Source organism: Arthrobacter sp. YAF16 (assembly GCF_052113385.1).
In the GTDB taxonomy this organism is placed as follows: Bacteria; Actinomycetota; Actinomycetes; order Actinomycetales; family Micrococcaceae; genus Arthrobacter.
The window spans coordinates 143,175-159,993 of record NZ_JBFRDC010000002.1 but is presented as its reverse complement, the minus strand read 5'-3'; the positions used below and the strand labels follow the sequence as shown (position 1 = coordinate 159,993).

Here is a 16,819-nt window from a genome sequence, read left to right as displayed (position 1 = left end):
GCCGCGCCGGAGCATCCTCGGAGGCATGATGCACCTGGGCAGTGCCGGCGTTAGGTGCTGCGCATGACGGGCGGCGGACGGTGAACCCTGCCGCGGCCGGGCCGCTGCCCGGGATCTCCGGACTGAGCTCGGCGGAGGCTGCCCTGAGGCTGGAGCGTGCCGGGGCAAACCGGCTGCCCGAGGTCCGTGCCGTGCCGGGCTGGCGGCGGCTGCTGGCAGAACTGACCCACTTTTTTGCCGTCATGCTCTGGGTGGCGGCCGCCCTCGCCTTTGTCGCCGGCATGCCGCAACTGGGCATCGCCATCATCGTCGTGATCGTGGTGAACGGGGTATTCGCCTACATCCAGCAGGAGCGCGCCCAGCACGCGGCCGCCAAGCTGCGCGAATTGTTGCCCGCCATGGTCTCGGTGCGCCGGGACAATCGCATCGTCAAAGTGCACACCACCGAGCTGGTGCCCGGAGACGCCGTCGTGCTGGTTGCCGGCGATCGGGTGCCGGCGGATCTCCGCCTGGCCCTGGCTGCGGGCTGCACGGTGGACGAATCGATGCTCACCGGCGAAAGCGAAGCGGTCAGCAAGGCCGCGGGGGACACCGTGTTCGGTGGAACCTTCCTGGTCATCGGCACGGCCGAAGGGGTGGTGGCCAGCACCGGGGGACAGACACGGCTCGCCGAGATCGCGTCACTGACCGGCAAGGTCGAGGCGCCGCCGAGCCCGCTGGCCCTGGAACTGCAGCGGATTGTCAGGATTGTCGCCGGCGTGGCCCTGGGCATCGGCGCCTTGTTCTTCATCCTCTCGCTGCTGGTGGGCATCTCCTGGCGCGATGCGTTCCTCTTCGCGATCGGCGTGGCGGTGGCGCTGGTGCCCGAGGGCCTGCTCCCCACCGTCACCCTCTCGCTCGCCATCGGAGCCCAGCGGATGGCCGCGCGCAAGGCCCTGGTGCGGAACCTGCAGGCGGTCGAGACGCTTGGCTCCACCACGTTCATCTGCACGGACAAGACCGGAACCCTCACCCAGAACCGGATGAACGCCGTCGAGGTCTGGACACCCTCCGGGCTGCTCGGCGTCACCGGGAACGGCTACGCGCCGGAAGCCGAGGTCACGGGGGAGGGTGGCGCGGACGCCGGAGCGGCGGCGTTCCAGGCGGGGCAGCGGCTCAGCGCCGCCGCCCGTGCCGCCTCGGTGGGCCGGGCGGTGCCGCACGACGGGCAGTGGATCGCCGAGGGAGATCCGATGGAGGCCGCCATCGACGCGCTGGCCACGCGGCTGGCCGGCCCCGGCGGCGGGCCGGCGGAGCCAACGCCGTCGCACCGCTTCGCCTTCGATCCGCGACGGCTGCGCGAGTCCGCCATCGTCGGTACGACGCTGTTCGTCAAGGGGGCCCCGGAGTCCGTGATCCCCTTGTGCCGGGGCGACGGCGACAGTGAGGGCGACGGCGACGTGGACGGCGCCGGCGGCGCCGACCGTGCCCTGCAGATGGTGGACCAGATGGCCTCGCACGGGCTCAGGGTCCTCGCGGTCGCGCAGCGGAGCCTGCCCGGACCGGTGCGGGACGGCACGACGGCGGACGAAGTGGAGAGCGGGCTGACGCTGCTGGGCCTGATCGGCCTGCACGATCCGCCCCGCGCCGAGGTCCGGCTCTCGCTGCAGGCGGCCCGCGACGCTGGCATCAAGGTGGGTATGGTCACCGGCGACCACGCCTTCACGGCCGCCGCCATTGCCCGGGAAACCGGCCTGATCGGCTCCCCGGAGCTGGTGCTGGAGGGCCACAACCTGCCGGAGGATGACGAGGTCCTGGCCGCGTTGCTGGACCGCGACGGCGTCGTGGTCAGCCGGGTAACGCCGGAACAAAAGCTCCGGGTGGCCCGGCTGCTGCAGCACCGCGGCCACGTGCTGGCCATGACCGGTGACGGCGTCAACGACGGGCCTGCGCTGCAGCAGGCGGACATCGGCGTCGCGATGGGCCTCAGCGGCACGGATGTGGCCCGCGAGGCGGCGGACCTGGTGCTGCTCGACGACGACTTTGCGACGATCATCGCGGCCGTGGAGCAGGGCCGCGCCACCTACGCGAATATCCGCCGTTTCCTGACGTACCACCTCACGGACAACGTCGCCGAGCTGACGCCGTTCGTGTTCTGGGCCCTGTCCGGTGGCCGGTTCCCGCTGGCCCTGAGCGTGCTTCAGATCCTCGCCCTGGACATCGGCACCGACCTGCTGCCGGCCCTGGCCCTCGGCAGCGAAGCGCCCAGCAAAGGGGCCCTGAAACGTCCGCCGGAGCGCCGGCACCTGATGGACCGGGCCCTGATGTTCCGGGTCTTCGGCCTGCTGGGCCCGGTAGAGGCGCTGATGGAGATGACCGCTTACACCGCCGTTCTCTTCGGAGCCGGCTGGAGCCCCGGAGCCGCACTGCCGCCGTCGGACGCGCTGATGGCGGCCTCCGGCGCCGCGTTCACCACCGTGGTCCTGGCCCAGCTCGCCAACGCCTTCGCCTGCCGCAGCGCCACCTCCCCGCCCTGGCAGCTGGGCTGGTTCACCAACCGGCTGCTGCTCTGGGCCGTGCTGGCGGAGCTGGGGCTGCTCTCCGTCTTCCTGTTCCTTGGCCCTGTCGCCGGCCTGCTGGGACATGCCCCGCCGACACCCGGCGGGCTGGCCGTGGCCCTCGCCGCCATTCCGGCGGTCTTGGTCGCGGACTGGCTCTACAAGCTGGCCCGGCACGGCACGTCCGGGCGGCCCGCCCAACGCGCCGGCTAAGAGGTCCAAAGCCTCTGACCCCACACCGCCCCGGGCCGCAGGATCGGACCATGGATGGACAAACGCCCAAAGGAGCGCCGGCATGCCCGAGCACGTGAAGTGGTTTGAAGAAATTGGCATGGGGGACGTCCCGCAGGTCGGCGGCAAGAATGCCTCCCTGGGCGAGCTCATCCAGTCCCTCAAGGCCCGGGGCGTACGGGTTCCCGACGGCTTCGCCACCACCGCCGCGGCCTACCGGACCTTCGTCGCGGCGAACGGGATCGAACCGGCGATGCGCTCGCGGATCCTGGCCTACCGCTCCGGGGACGCGACGCTCCGCGAGACCGGGGAAGCCATCCGGGAGCTGTTCCTGGCCAGCGATTTCCCGCCGGACATCGCCGACTCCATCCGCTCGCACTACCGCGATCTGGGCCAGCGCGCCGGCCTGGAGCGGCTGTCGGTCGCGGTCCGCAGCAGCGCCACGGCCGAGGACCTTCCCGATGCCAGCTTCGCCGGCCAGCAGGAAACCTTCCTGAACGTCACCGGCGACCGGGAACTGATGGACGCCTGCCGGCGGTGCTACGCCTCGCTGTTCACGGACCGGGCCATCAGCTACCGGGAAGTCAAGGGCTTCGACCACCTCGACGTCGCACTCTCGATCGGGGTCCAGCGGATGGTGCGCTCCGACGTCGGCGCCTCCGGAGTGATGTTCTCGATCGATACAGACTCCGGGTTCCCGCGGGCTGCCGTGATCAGCGCCGCCTGGGGTCTCGGCGAGACGGTGGTGCAGGGCACGATCAACCCGGACAAGTACCTCGTCTTCAAGCCGCTCCTGAGCGAGGCCGCGGCGGCGGAAGGACCGGCGGAAGGACCGGCGGAAGGGCTGGCGGAAAGGCCCAGCCCGATCATCGAAAAGACCCTCGGCTCCAAGGCGCAGAAGATGGTCTACAGCCGCGGCGGCCACGCCCGCACCCGCACCGTCGACACCTCGGAAGCGGAACGCCGGTCCTTCGTCCTGGCCGACGCCGAGATCCTCACCCTGGCCCGCTGGGCCGTGAGCGTCGAGGAGCACTACCGCCGGCCGATGGACATGGAATGGGCCCGGGACGGCGTGACGGGCGAGCTCTTCATGGTCCAGGCCCGGCCGGAGACGGTGCAGTCGCAAAAGACCGGTTCCCGCTTCACGCTCCACCACCTGCTGGAAACCGGTGCGGTGCTGGTGACCGGGGCGGCCATCGGCGACTCGATCGCGCAGGGGACGGCGTGCGTGATCAGGAGCGCCGCTGACATCGACAAGTTCCGGGACGGCGCCATCCTGGTCACCGAAATGACCGACCCGGACTGGGTGCCCATCATGAAGCGCGCCGCCGGGATCGTCACCGACCACGGCGGCCCCACCAGCCACGCGGCCATCGTGAGCCGGGAACTGGGGGTGCCCGCCGTCGTCGGGACCGGCAACGCCACCAGTGTCCTGGCCGAGGATCAGGCCGTGACCCTGTCCTGCGCCGAAGGGGATACGGGCCGCGTCTATGCCGGCAGCCTCGCGTTCGAAACCGAGGACGTGGATCTGGGCGAGCTGCCGGCGACGCGCACCAAAGTCATGGTGAACATCGCCAGCCCCGCGGCCGCCTTCCAGTGGTGGCGGCTGCCCGCGGACGGCGTCGGGCTGGCCCGGATGGAGTTCATCATCAGCGCCCTGATCCGGGTCCATCCGATGGCGCTGGTCCACCCGGAACGGGTCGCGGACCCGCAGGAAGCAGCGCAGATCCGGGAACTGACGCGCGGCTACGCCGATCCAGGCGACTACTTCGTGGACGCCCTGGCGCTGGGCATCGCGAAGATCGCCGCGCCCTACCATCCGAACCCGGTGATCGTGAGGCTCAGCGATTTCAAGACCAACGAGTACGCGCACCTGATCGGCGGCGCCTCCTTCGAGGAGGCCGAGGAGAACCCGATGCTCGGCTTCCGGGGTGCCTCGCGCTACTACGACGACCGGTACCGGGAAGGCTTCGCGCTCGAATGCCGGGCGCTGAAACGGGTCCGGGAGCGGATCGGCTTCAGCAACATCATCGTCATGGTCCCGTTCTGCCGGACACCGCAGGAGGCGGACAAGGTGCTGGCGGTGATGGCTGAGAACGGGCTGGTCCGCGGCGAGCACGGCCTACAGGTCTACATGATGTGCGAGATCCCCTCCAACGTGGTCCTGGCTGAAAAATTCGCCACCCGCTTCGACGGCTTCTCGATCGGCTCGAACGACCTCACCCAGCTGGTCCTCGGCGTGGACCGGGACTCGGCGCAGCTGGCGGCGCTGTTCGACGAGCGCGACGAGGCCGTCATGGCGATGATCAGCGAGGCGATCCGGAAGGCGCACGCGGCAGGGATCAAGATCGGTATCTGCGGCCAGGGCCCCAGCAACCACCCGGAGTTCGCGGCGTTCCTGGTTGGCGAGGGCATCGATTCGATCTCGCTGAACCCGGACAGCTACCTCAGGACCGTCCCGCGGATCGCGGAAGCCGAGAAGCTGGCGTCCGCGGGCTAGGCCGGCCGGCCGGCCTGCCCGGCCGCGGGGTCCGCGTCCCGGAGCCCAGCGCCCGGAGCGCGTTCAGGATCGTGGCGAGGTCCACCACCTCCTGGGAGAGGGCGCCGGCGATCGCCGGAACGTAGCCCGCGGCTGCAGCCAGCATCAGCGCCACGCTCAGCGCGATGCCGATCCAGATGCTCTGCAGCGCCACCTTCACGGTGCGCTGGCCGATCCGCACGGCCGAGGCCACCTTGGACAGGTCGTCCAGGATGATCACGACGTCGGCGGACTCGCCGGCCGCCGTCGAACCCCGCGCGCCCATCGCGATCCCGACGTCGGCGACGGCCAGGACGGGGGCGTCGTTGACGCCGTCGCCCACCATCATGACCGGACGGCGGGGCAGAGAGCGCACGGCCTCCACCTTGTCCGGCGGCAGGCACTCGGCGCGGACATCGGTCAGCCCGGCCTCTGCCGCGATGTGCTCGGCGGTGGCGAGGGCGTCGCCGGTGAGCATGACCGTCCGGGTGGCGCCGAGTTCCCGGAGTTCGGCCACGGTGCGGCGGGTTTCCCCGCGGATCGGGTCGCTCATCACCAGGGCCCCGGCGAACTCCCCGGCCACACCCACGTAGATGGCGAGCTCACCGCTGGCCAGCTCGGTTTCGACGACACCGGCGGCCGATTCCGACACGAAATTTGGCTTGCCGACGACGACGTCCCGGCCGTCGAAGCGCGCCCGGACGCCGTGCGTGGCGAATTCGGTGGCCTCCGTGGCGGACTCGAAAACCAAGCCACGGGACCGTGCCGCGTCCATCACCGAGGCGGCGAGCACGTGGGAAGAATATTGCTCGGCGGAGGCCGCGAGCCCGAGGACCCGGTCCTCGGTGAAGGACCCCGCGGTCCGGATGCCCACCAGGGAGGGGCGGCCGTAGGTAAGGGTGCCGGTCTTGTCGAAGGCCACCGTTTTGATCCGGCTCAGCTGCTCGAGAACCCCGGCGTACTTGACGATGATGCCGCCACGCGCGGCACGGCTCATGCCGCCCAGGAACGCCACGGGGGCGGCGATCAGCAGGGGACACGGCGTGGCCACCACCAGCACCTCCGCGAATCGGACCGGGCTGCCGCTGACGATCCAGCCGATCGCCCCGAGAACGTAGGCGAGGGCGGTGAACGGGACGGCGTAGCGGTCGGCCAGGCGGACCATGGGTGACTTGCTGTCGGCCGCTTCTTTCACCAGCGCGACGATGCGGCTGTACTGCGAGTCCTCCATCAGCGCCGTGACCTGCATCCGGATGGCCGCTTGGCCGTTCAACGACCCGCTCATCAGGCCCTCGCCGGCGGCACGCTCCACCGGCAGGCTCTCCCCGGTCAGCGAGGATTCATCAAACGTTCCGGACTCGGAAAGCAGCAGCCCGTCCAGCGGCACCACTTCGCCGGGCCGCACCAGCAGGATGTCGCCGACTTCGACGTCGGTGGCCGCCACGTCCTCATGCTGGCTGTCGGTTTCGGCGGCGTGGCTTCCGGCGGCACCGCCGTTGCGTTCCCGGTGGGCTGTCTGCGGGACGCGCTCCAGCAGGGACGTCAGTTCCTTCTTGGCACGGCCGGCGGCGTAGTCCTCAAGGGCGGTGCCGCCGGCCATCATGAGCACGATGATCATCGAGGCGACGAATTCGCCCACCAGTACGGTGCTGACAATGGCGGTTACGGCCAGGATGTCGATGCCCCACTGGCCGCCGACCAGGCGGCGGACCATGCCGACGGCGAGGTAGGCCGCCACAGTCAGCGCATAGATGCTGGCGGCGATCCGCGCGATAGCTTCCTGGCCGGAGGCAAGCAGCAGTATCACCGCCAGGAGGGCGGCGACCGTGCCCGTGACAAGCGGATACCGGAGCGCAATTTTCACGGTTGTCCCGCCTCGTTCCTCGCGCAAGACCCGGCGTCTGCGCCTACTTGCATCCTACTGCGCGGCCCTCCCCTCCCGGGCTCCCGGCCGGGCGGACACCTGGGGGTTCGTCGGGCCTTTCAGCCCTACCCCGCTGGGGCCTGTGGTGCCATGGTGAGGCATGTGGTCGATCTTCGCCGGGCGCCGGCGCCGGGTCCTTGCGCTGGTGGCTGCGGTGCTGCTGGTGGTCGGCGCGGTGGTGACGGCAGTTGTGCTCTCCGGGGGACCCCCTGCCGCCGCTCCGTCGACGGCCCCGGCCACCGGCGCGGCGTCGGCTTCCGTTACCTCTTCGCCGACGCGCACTGCGCCGGGCACCCCCTCACCCGCTGCGACGCCAAGCCGGCCGCCCCTGCCGCCGTCGAGCGCCGCTCCGATCCCTCCGCCGGCCACGACGGCGCCCGTGACCCAGACGCCGCCCCCGCCGCCCCCGCCGCCCCCGGCACCCGCGGCCCCGTTCCCCGCGGCGCTCCGGGGCGCCGACGTCGAGGTCATCCCCGGCGCGGGCCCCGTGGTTGCCCTGACTTTCGACGCCGGGGCCAATTCGGCGGGCCTGCCCAGCATTCTGCGCACCCTCGGCGCCGCCGGAGTGCGGGCAACGTTCTTCCTGACGGGCAACTGGGCCAGCGCCAACCCCGCGGGCGTTGCCTCGATCGTGGCCGCCGGCCACCGGGTGGGCAACCACTCGATGACGCATCCGGGGTTCACCTCCCTCACCGACGCCCAGATCGCCCAGCAGCTCGCCGGCGCGCAGGCCGCTATCACGGCCGGAGGCGCGGATTCCCGGCCGCTTTTCCGCTTCCCGTTCGGCGAGCGGGACGCACGGACCATCGCCGCCGTGAACGCGCGGGGCTACCTGCCGGTGCGCTGGACGGTCGACACCCTCGGCTGGAAGGGCACCAGCGGCGGCGTTACGGTCCAGATCGTCGCCGACCGGGCGCTCGCCGGCCTGCAGCCGGGGGAGATCGTCCTGATGCACATCGGCTCCAACCCCGACGACGGCACCACCCTGGACGCCGACGCGCTGCCGCAACTCATCAACCGGATCCGCCAGGCCGGTTACGGCTTCACGACCCTGGACGCGCTCCTCGGCTGACCGCCCGTAACCGGGCCGACCGCCACTGTTCCCCGACGGGGATGACTGCTACGAATAACGCATGACGGAGTCGCCCACAGTTGCAGCTGCCCTGGCACCCGTCGACGCGGTGGTCTTTGAACTGGACGGCGTGGTGCTTGATACCGCGGAACTCCGTGCCGCTGCCTGGAAGCGGCTCCTCGATGACGTCTTCCGGGACCCCCGGTTGCCGTCGCGCGCCCGCCGGGACCCGATTGCCGACGCCGACTACACCCTTTACATCGAAGGCAGGACGCCCGCCGAGGCTGCCTCGGCGTTCCTGGCCTCGCGCGGCGTCTCGCTTACGCGGGGTTCGCCGGCGGATGGTCCGGGCGACTGGACGGCATTCGGACTCGGGAAACGCCAGGACGAACTCTTCGGCCAACTGCTGCGCGGCCAGCCGCCCCGGGCCTTCCCCGGCACCCTGGCCCTGCTGGAACGGCTCCGGGCCGGCCGGATTCCGGTGCTGCTGGCCACGTCGGCGCCCAACGCGGGCGCGCTGCTCGCCACCGTCGGCCTGGAAGGCTTCTTCGACCATGTCGCGGACGGCCAGGCGGCGCTGCGGCAGGCCATCCCCGGCAAGCCGTCGCCGGCCCTGGCCCTCGAAGCGGTGCGGCGGCTGGACATCCCGCCCGGCCGGGCCATGGTCATCGAAGCGGCCGTCGCCGGGGTCGAAGCGGGCCGCCGCGGCGGCTTCGGGCTCGTCGTCGGGATCGACCGGACCGGCCGGCGGGCCGAACTGGAAACCGCCGGCGCCGACATCGTGGTCGAAGACGTCAGCGAACTGGACATCGGCCTGGTCATCACGCACCCCTGGATGCTGGTCTACGAGGGTTTCGACCCGGCCCACGAAGGGCACCGGGAGGCGCTGACCACGCTGGGCAACGGCTACATGGCCACCCGGGGTGCGGCGCCGGAGCACCGCGGCGGTGAGATCCACTACCGCGGGAGCTACCTGGCAGGGGTCTACAACCGGCTGGCCAGCGTCGTGGAGGGCCAGAAGACGGTGGACGAGCACATGGTGAACATTCCGGACTGGCTGCACCTGGACCTGCGGATCGAGGGCGGCGCTTGGTGGTCGGAGGGAGGCCTGGTGCTCAAGCAGGAGCGCCGCACCCTGGACCTTAAACGCGCGCTGCTCACCCGGGAGGCGCTGCTGGAGGACGACGCCGGCCGGCGGCTGAGGCTGGTGCAGCGCCGCCTTGTGTCGATGGCGGAGCCGCACCTAGCCGCGCTGGAGACGGTGCTGACCGCGGACGGCTGGAGCGGCAGCATCAGCGTCCGCAGCGGCTGCGACACGGACGTGACCAACTCCAACGTCCCGGAGGACGCTCAGCTGTCCAACCGGCACCTGACGGCGGTGCAGGTGACGGAATCCGCCGGTGGGCAGTCCGCCGGTGGGCGGACCGCCGGAGGGCGGAGCGCCGGTGGGCAGACCGCCGGGGGGCACACCGCCCGCGGGCAGAGTACTGCCCGACGGGGCGCCGTCGTGCTGAACGTCCAGGTGCAAACCAGCCAGAGCCGGGTCGGCATCGCCCTGGCGGTCCGCACCGAGGTGTCAGGGCCGGCTAACTCCGCCTTCGAGCAGCTTGGCGGCCTGTACGCGCACCGCTTCGAGGTGGCGGCCGCGGACGGGACAGCGGTGACGGTGACCAAGACGGTGGGGGTCGCCAGCTCCCGGGACCACGCGGTTTCCTCTCCGCTGACCGGGGCGGAGGCGGTGCTGGCGCGCGCGGGCGGCTTCGAGGCGCTGCTGGCGGACCATGAGAAGGCCTGGTCCCTGCTGCTGGCTCCGTTCATCATCGAATCCGACGCCCCGTCGCAGGCGCAGCTGATCCTGAACCTGCACGTGTTCCACCTGCTGCAGACACTGACGACCCACACCGCCGAGCTGGACGCGGGCGTGCCGGCCCGCGGACTGCACGGAGAGGGCTACCGCGGGCATGTCTTCTGGGACGAACTGTTTGTCCTGCCGGTGCTGAACTCCCGGCTGCCCTCGCTCGCGCGGGAGCTCATCGACTACCGCTGGCGCCGTCTCGGCACGGCCCGGGATGCGGCGCGGGCGGCCGGGCTGCGGGGCGCGCTGTTCCCTTGGCAGAGCGGCAGCGACGGCACCGAGCAGACGCCCAAGCTGCTCTTCAACAAGCTGTCCGGGCACTGGATGCCGGACTACTCGCACCTCCAGCGCCACGTGGGCCTGGCCGTGGCCTACAACGCCTGGCAGTACTTCGAGGCCACCCAGGACCGCGGCTGGCTGACCCAGCACGGCGCGGAACTCATTGTCGACGTCGCCCGCCTGTTCGCCTCGATGGCGGACTACGACGCCATCGAGGACCGGTTCCATCTCAGGGGTGTGATGGGGCCGGATGAGTACCACACCGGCACCCAGGGCAACCCGGGCGGAGGCCTCGATGACAACGCCTACACCAACATCATGGCCGCGTGGGTGTTCGACCAGGCGGAGTGGATTATGCGCTCCGTCCAGGGGTTCGACATGGAGGACCTCCGGGCCAGGCTCGGCATTACGGCAGCGGAAATCGCTGGCTGGGAGCGGCTGAGCCGGCGCATGTTCGTGCCCTTCCACGGGGACGGCATCATCAGCCAGTTCGCCGGCTATGGCGCGCTCCGGGAACTGGACTGGACCCACTACCGCCGCAGCTACCGCAACATTGAACGGCTGGACCTGATCCTGGAAGCCGAAGGGGACAGCACCAACCACTACCGGCTGGCCAAGCAGGCCGACGTCCTGATGCTGCTCTACGTCCTGGGCGAGGACCAGCTCGTGGGATTCCTCGGCCGGATGGGCTACAACGTCACCGCCGCCCAGATGGCCGCGACCGTGGACTTCTACCTGGCCCGGACCGCGCACGGCTCCACACTCAGCCGGGTGGCGCACGCCTCGGTCCTCGCGCAACGGGATCCTGAGCGGGCGTGGGCCACGTTCCGCGAAGCCTTGGACGCGGACCTGGACGATACCCAGGGCGGGACCACGAGCTCGGGCATCCACCTGGGCGCCATGGCCGGCTCGATCGACGTCGTCCAGCGCAGCTTCGCTGGACTGCGGATCACCCGGGACGCCCTCGACTTCACGCCCAGGCTCCCGGCTGAACTGCGCCGGGTCGAGTTCCAGGTCCGCTACCGCGACCAGCTGCTGGCGGTGCATCTGGAAACGGACCGGCTCATGGTCTCCGCCGCCCCCGGGGACGCCGCCCCCGTGCTGGTCCGGGTTGGCCCCCGGAAGGTGCTGCTGCGGGCCGGCGAACAGCATGAATTCCTCCGCGCCGATTCCGCACCCAACTAGCTGGCAGTTGTTGTCGTTTTGAGCCCTCAAAACGACAACAACTGCGAGCCAGTTGGGCGGGGCCTGCTTCAGGAGGCCACGCGGATGACGGCGGCGCCGGTCACCCGGTCCCCGGCGAGGTCCCGCAGCGCCTGGTCTGCGGCGTCGAAGGGGTAGGCCACCGTGGTGGGGCGCAGCGGAATCTCGGCGGCGAGCCGGAAGAACTCCTCGCCGTCGGCCCTGGTGTTGGCGGTGACGCTGCGCAGTTGGCGCTCCTGGAACAGCTCGGCGGCGTAGTGCAGCGGCGGAATGTCGCTGAGGTGGATGCCTGCGACGGCGAGGGTTCCGCCACGGTCGAGGGCACGCAGCGCCGGCGGCACGAGGGTCCCGGCGGGAGCGAAGAGGATGGCGGAGTCGAGGGGGTCCGGGGGCTCATCCTCGGCTCCGCCGGCGAAGGTGGCGCCGAGGTCCAGGGCGAGGCGGCGGGCTTCGGGAGACCGCGTCATGACGTAGACCCGGGCCCCCTGGTAGAGCGCAATCTGTGCGGCGAGGTGGGCCGAGGCGCCGAAGCCGTAAATGCCCAGCCGGCCGCCGATCGGCAGTTCCGCCCGGCTCAGGGCGCGGAAGCCGATGATGCCCGCGCACAGCAGCGGAGCCGCCTCCTCATCCGGGAAGATTTCGGGCACCCGGTAGGCGAAGTCCTCGGCGACGGTGATGAGTTCGGCGTAGCCGCCGTCGCGGTCCCAGCCCGTAAAGGTGGGGGACAGGCACAGGTTTTCCTGCCCGCGCAGGCAGAACCGGCAGGACCGGCAGGTGCCGCCGAGCCAGGCCACCCCCACCCGCTCGCCCGGGCGGAACCGGTCCGCGCCCGGGCCGGCGCCGATCACCTCGCCGATCACTTCGTGCCCGGGAACGACGCCGGCCCGTCTGGGGGCCAGCTCGCCTTCGGCCAGGTGCAAGTCCGTGCGGCACACCCCGCACACCCGCACGCGCAAAAGGACTTCCCCGTGGCCGGGGCTGGGGTCCGGCCGCTCGCCGGATACCAGCGGACCCGTCGCGATTGGTCCGGGCTGCGCAACCCACCAGGCTCGCACAGGGCCTCCTTTTCTGGCTCATCTTCCTGACCCGGGCTGCGGCGGCCGTGATCCCGGGGTCGGAATCAGCGCGTGATCATGACGTTGCAGGCCGCCTTGTGCAGCACCGCGGAGACGGTGTTGCCAATGCCTCCGCCGCGGTTGTGGGTGCCCAGCACCAGCACATCCGCATCTTCGGCTGCCTCCACGAATTCCTTGGCCGCCGCCCGGCCCTCCTTCAGCGTGCCGGAGAGTGCCAGCCCGGGGGCGAGTCTCCCTGCTTCGCCGAGGGAGTACTCCAGCAGTTCCGCGCCGTGGAGCGGGGCGTGGCGGCCGTGCTCCGCCAGGTCGCCGCCATGGTCCGGATCAACATGGATCAGCTGCAACTCGGCGCCCATTGCGACGGCGAGGCGGGCGGCGTCGGCCAGCACCGCCGAGCTGTGGGCCGCGGCATCGACGCCGACGACGACGGGCCTGCCGGGCAGGTGCGGACGGCGGACCACCATCAGCGGGCACGGGGCGGCGCCGGCCAGCTCCAGGCAGACCGAGCCGGCGAGGTGGCCGAGCACGCCGCCTATACCCCGGCTACCCACCACAAGGAGGGAGGCGTCCGCGGCGGCGCGGCGCAGGACCTGTGCGGGCAGTCCGGCCTCCATGACACCGTCGACGGCGAGCCCGGGGTCAACGCCGTGGGCCAGCCCCACGCCCTCGGCGAGGATGGTCTCGGCGGAATGCCGGAGGCCGCTGCCGGCCACGCCTTTGACGGGTCCCAGGTCCTTGGTGAACATCGGCCAGACCCAGGCGTGGACCACCCGCAGGGGGACTCCCCGGAGGGCGGCGTGGTCGGCGGCCCAGCGGACAGCGAGTTGAGAGGATTCGGAGCCGTCGTAGCCCACGGCGACGGCGGCGGGCCGGGGACCTGCTGCGGGTGCCGGCATGGATCCTCCCGGGTAGGCGGACGTAGCACTCCCCAGCGGTGCGTCCCCCAGTACTACCGGTGCGGGGAACGGGACGGCTAGGGGCTTTAGTCCCCCGCCCGTTCGGGGCCGCTATGTTCTTCCCGCAGCTCCCGTCCGCGGCGGATGTCCTCTTCCTCCTTGGCCTGCAGCTTGTCGCTCTTCTTCGTGTCGCGCGGCGGCAGCTGGATGGCTTCCTCGGCCTCGATGCCGGCCTGGAGCTGGCGGCCGCGTTCGGTTTCGGCGTCGAACTCGGCGCCGAAGAGCAGCGACATGTTCAGGATCCACAGCCAGAGCAGCGCGATGATGACGCCGCCGATTGCACCGTAGGTCTTGTTGTAGCTGTTGGAGTAGGCCACGTAGAAGCCGAACGCCAGGGATGCCAGCAGGAAGACCACCAGGGCGATCGCCGATCCCATGCTCATCCAGCGGAATTTGGGCTGCTTAACGTTGGGGGTGGCGTAGTAGAGGATGGCAATAGCCACGATCACGAGCACCAGCATCACCGGCCACTTGGCGATGTTCCAGACGGCCAGGAACGCCCCGCCCAGACCGATGATGTTTCCGACGGACTCGGCCACCGGGCCGCTGAGCACGAGCATCGCGGCCAGCACGACGACGATCAGCAGGTTGACGACCGTGACACCGAGCATGGTGCCGCGCAGCTTCAGGAACGGCCGGCCCTCGTCGGTCTCATACACCCGGTTCATGGCCCGCCCGAACGCCCCGACATAGCCGGAGGCGGACCAGAGGGCGGTGAGGAGGCCCACGATGAACGTCAGGCCCGCGGCCGAGGAGCTGGCCAGTTCTTCGACTACCGGGCGGATCGTGTCCACGGTCTGGCCGGGTGCGATGCCCTGGACGATGTCCAGCAGCGCCGAGGTGGTTTTCTGGGCGTCTCCGAAGAGACCCAGCAGGGACACCAGCGCCAGGAGCGCCGGGAAGATTGAGAGCACCGAGTAGTAGGTCAGCGACGCCGCGAGGTCGGGGCACTGGTCTTTGGTGAATTCCCGCAGGGTCTTCTTGGCGATGTACTTCCAGGAGGGCTTGGTGACATCGGTGGGGCGGTCCGGCTTGCGCGCGTCGTCCGGGGCGGGGGCAGTGCGCGCCTTGGCGGTGCTGCTCTCGGGGGTTTCGGCGTCGTCCATGGAGCCAGTGTCCGCCTTGGTGAGGTTCTTGGCCATCGGAATCTTCTTTCGTGGTTAAGCGCAGCGGCCGGCTGCCCAGCGCGTCAGCGAGGGCAACCGGCCGTCTTCCGGGTCGGGCTAGGCCTGCTGGACGTTGTCCTTGGCGTCGGCCGCGCGGTCCTTCACGTCGGCGACGGCCGTCTGGCCTTCACCCTTGACGTTCTGGGCGGCGTCGGTGGCCGTGGCCTTGACGTTCTCCATGGCGGCCTGGGCAGGCTCCTTCAGACCCTCGGCCACGTGCTGCGCGGCTTCGGTCAGCTCCGTGGTGAGCGGCTCGGCGGCCGTCTTCAAGGCGTCCGCTGCCTCGCGTTCCTTCTGGCTCGCCGGGATCAGCGAGGACACCAGCAGGCCGGCGCCGAAGGCGATGAGCCCTGCCGCGAGCGGGTTGCCCTGCGTCTTGGTCTTGGCCAGGTGCGGTGCGTCGGCGACGGCGGAGCCGGCGTCGTTCAGGTGCCAGGCGGCACTGCCGCCTGCGGAATGCACGTTGCCGGCGGTGTGGTCGGCTGCTCCCATGACTTTCTCCTTCACTCCGAAGACGGCGTCCTTGACCTTGTCGGTTTGGCGCTGGACGATGTGCGACGGCGTGACCTTGTCGGCCACGGCGTCGACGTTGGTGCCGAGCCGGGCGCGGGTTGCTTCAATGTCGGCGCGGATGGCATCCGGGTTTTCAGTCATTGTGTTTTCCTCGCTCTAGTGGCTGGGCTTGAGGGTCGGGGGGATTTCCTGGAGGGTTTCCGCGGTCTGCGGCATGCCCTTCATCGCCTTGAGTTCCTTGCGGCCCATCGAGGCCAGGACGGCGCCGATGATGCCCCAGATGATCGCGACGACGACGCCGGACCATCCCAGCCCCATCAGCGTTCCCAAACCCCACCAGAGGGCGAGGGAGAGGAACAGCAGGACGAAGTGGCCTGCGACGCCGGCACCGGCGAACATGCCGCCGCCCTTGCCGGCCCGGCCGGCGGTCTGCTTCAGTTCGGCCTTGGCGAGCTCCACTTCCTGACGCATCAGGGTGGACATGTCCCGCGTGACGTCACCTAGTAGATCGCCCAGGGAGTTGGTTTCCGCTTTCACATGGGCCTCGGTGGGAGGCATCGGGGCGCCCGTGGGCATCTCGCTGCTCATCGACGGCCTCCGTCGAACGGATCCTTACGGTCGGGGTCGACGGTGGGATCAATGCGGTACGGATCGGCGGCCAGCGGGTCGTTAGCCCACTGGTCGGCGTGCGCGCCGGTGCCCTCAAGCGGGCTGGGCGGGTAGGTATCGGCTACGCCGGCGGTCGTCGTCTCCGGGTAGGTCACCGGCGGCGGGGGGACCGCGACGCCGGCGTCGGGCACCCGGGTGACCGGGGCGCTGTACTGCGCCGGGGTGCCGGTGGTGCCGGTGGACGTCGTATCTGGAGCCCCGGCGCTGAGGCTGCGGCTGAGGCGTCCGGCCAGGATGCCGGCGCCGGCAGCGGCCAGCAGGAAGGTGCCGGGCCGCTGGCGGGCGAAGGACTTGACCTCATTGAGCAACGAACCGGGGTCGCGGTTGTCAAGCCACGTCGCCACGGACTGTGACCGCTCGGCGGCCTGGCGGATCAGGTCGGTCGCGACGCCGGGCTGGTCCGAGGCCTCAGCCATGGTGTGGAGTTCGCTGGAAATGGAGCGCAGGCCCTGGGCAGCCTTCTGCTGCTGCGTGCCGGCCTGGGCGGTCAGGTCCGTCCGGGCCTGGTTGATGAGGTCCTTGGCGTTGCTCTTGACCTCGCCGGCCACGTTGGCCGCTTCGGCCTTTGCCGTTTCGGTGACGTTCTGGGCCGATTCCGCGGCCTGCTGCTTGACCTCGCCGGCTTCGCCCCTGGCGGTGTCGGTCTTCGAGGGCGTCCCGGTGGAGGCGGGCGGGAACGTCGAGCTCTGCCGCAGCGCCGGCTCTGTACCTAGCTCCGTGCCCTGCGTCGCCGTCGGGGTTCCGTAGCTACCGTCCTGGGGCCATTGGTTCTCTGTCATCGTCGCTCTCTTTCCTTGTAGATCTGCTGCCGGTTAGCAAA

The 16,819-nt window shown here is 70.6% G+C and carries 11 protein-coding genes; 4 read left to right on the top strand and 7 right to left on the bottom strand.

Features of this window, described 5'->3' with window-relative positions:
- Window positions 1-80: 80 nt before the first annotated feature.
- Window positions 81-2,750, top strand: a complete 2,670-nt coding sequence (locus AB4Y91_RS08360) for a cation-translocating P-type ATPase (protein WP_441418023.1) — start codon at window positions 81-83, stop codon at window positions 2,748-2,750.
- A gap of 82 nt (window positions 2,751-2,832) precedes the next feature.
- Entirely contained in the window at window positions 2,833-5,268 is a 2,436-nt protein-coding gene (ppsA, locus tag AB4Y91_RS08355; RefSeq protein ID WP_441418022.1) for a phosphoenolpyruvate synthase, read from the top strand.
- Here the strand turns inward: ppsA and AB4Y91_RS08350 are convergent.
- A complete protein-coding gene (locus AB4Y91_RS08350) occupies window positions 5,216-7,150 on the bottom strand; it encodes a heavy metal translocating P-type ATPase (protein ID WP_441418021.1) in 1,935 nt (644 codons plus the stop codon). The genes ppsA and AB4Y91_RS08350 overlap by 53 nt on opposite strands.
- A 160-nt stretch (window positions 7,151-7,310) precedes the next feature.
- On the opposite strand from AB4Y91_RS08350, the gene AB4Y91_RS08345 reads away from it, so the two are divergent.
- On the top strand, window positions 7,311-8,282 hold the full coding sequence (locus tag AB4Y91_RS08345) for a polysaccharide deacetylase family protein (RefSeq protein ID WP_441418020.1): 972 nt from the start codon (window positions 7,311-7,313) through the stop codon (window positions 8,280-8,282).
- A 61-nt stretch (window positions 8,283-8,343) separates the two neighbouring features.
- Entirely contained in the window at window positions 8,344-11,601 is a 3,258-nt protein-coding gene (locus AB4Y91_RS08340) for an HAD family hydrolase (RefSeq protein WP_441418019.1), read from the top strand.
- A gap of 68 nt (window positions 11,602-11,669) precedes the next feature.
- Here AB4Y91_RS08340 and AB4Y91_RS08335 read toward each other — a convergent pair whose 3' ends face one another.
- From AB4Y91_RS08335 to AB4Y91_RS08310, 6 genes are all read right to left on the bottom strand, one after another.
- Window positions 11,670-12,674 (bottom strand): zinc-dependent alcohol dehydrogenase family protein, encoded by a 1,005-nt coding sequence (locus AB4Y91_RS08335; RefSeq protein ID WP_441418018.1) that lies wholly within the window; start codon window positions 12,672-12,674, stop codon window positions 11,670-11,672.
- Between the two features lie 65 nt (window positions 12,675-12,739).
- Window positions 12,740-13,591 (bottom strand): universal stress protein, encoded by an 852-nt coding sequence (locus AB4Y91_RS08330; protein WP_441418017.1) that lies wholly within the window; start codon window positions 13,589-13,591, stop codon window positions 12,740-12,742.
- 86 nt (window positions 13,592-13,677) lie between these two features.
- Entirely contained in the window at window positions 13,678-14,793 is a 1,116-nt protein-coding gene (locus AB4Y91_RS08325) for a YihY/virulence factor BrkB family protein (protein ID WP_441418016.1), read from the bottom strand.
- Between the two features lie 81 nt (window positions 14,794-14,874).
- Complete coding sequence (locus AB4Y91_RS08320; protein ID WP_441418015.1) at window positions 14,875-15,471, bottom strand: DUF3618 domain-containing protein; 597 nt, start codon at window positions 15,469-15,471, stop codon at window positions 14,875-14,877.
- A gap of 15 nt (window positions 15,472-15,486) precedes the next feature.
- Window positions 15,487-15,918, bottom strand: a complete 432-nt coding sequence (locus AB4Y91_RS08315) for a phage holin family protein (RefSeq protein ID WP_441418014.1) — start codon at window positions 15,916-15,918, stop codon at window positions 15,487-15,489.
- Window positions 15,915-16,778 (bottom strand): hypothetical protein, encoded by an 864-nt coding sequence (locus AB4Y91_RS08310; protein ID WP_441418013.1) that lies wholly within the window; start codon window positions 16,776-16,778, stop codon window positions 15,915-15,917. The genes AB4Y91_RS08315 and AB4Y91_RS08310 overlap by 4 nt, the downstream gene beginning before the upstream one ends.
- Window positions 16,779-16,819 lie beyond the last annotated feature (41 nt).

Excerpts from the sequence above, each read along its gene's own strand:
- AB4Y91_RS08315 (WP_441418014.1), bottom strand. The coding sequence starts at position 15,918 with ATGAGCAGCGAGATGCCCACGGGCGCCCCGATGCCTCCCACCGAGGCC.
- AB4Y91_RS08320 (WP_441418015.1), bottom strand. The coding sequence starts at position 15,471 with ATGACTGAAAACCCGGATGCCATCCGCGCCGACATTGAAGCAACCCGC.
- AB4Y91_RS08345 (WP_441418020.1), top strand. The coding sequence starts at position 7,311 with ATGTGGTCGATCTTCGCCGGGCGCCGGCGCCGGGTCCTTGCGCTGGTG.
- AB4Y91_RS08330 (WP_441418017.1), bottom strand. The coding sequence starts at position 13,591 with ATGCCGGCACCCGCAGCAGGTCCCCGGCCCGCCGCCGTCGCCGTGGGC.
- AB4Y91_RS08325 (WP_441418016.1), bottom strand. The coding sequence starts at position 14,793 with ATGGCCAAGAACCTCACCAAGGCGGACACTGGCTCCATGGACGACGCC.
- ppsA (WP_441418022.1), top strand. The coding sequence starts at position 2,833 with ATGCCCGAGCACGTGAAGTGGTTTGAAGAAATTGGCATGGGGGACGTC.
- AB4Y91_RS08340 (WP_441418019.1), top strand. The coding sequence starts at position 8,344 with ATGACGGAGTCGCCCACAGTTGCAGCTGCCCTGGCACCCGTCGACGCG.
- AB4Y91_RS08310 (WP_441418013.1), bottom strand. The coding sequence starts at position 16,778 with ATGACAGAGAACCAATGGCCCCAGGACGGTAGCTACGGAACCCCGACG.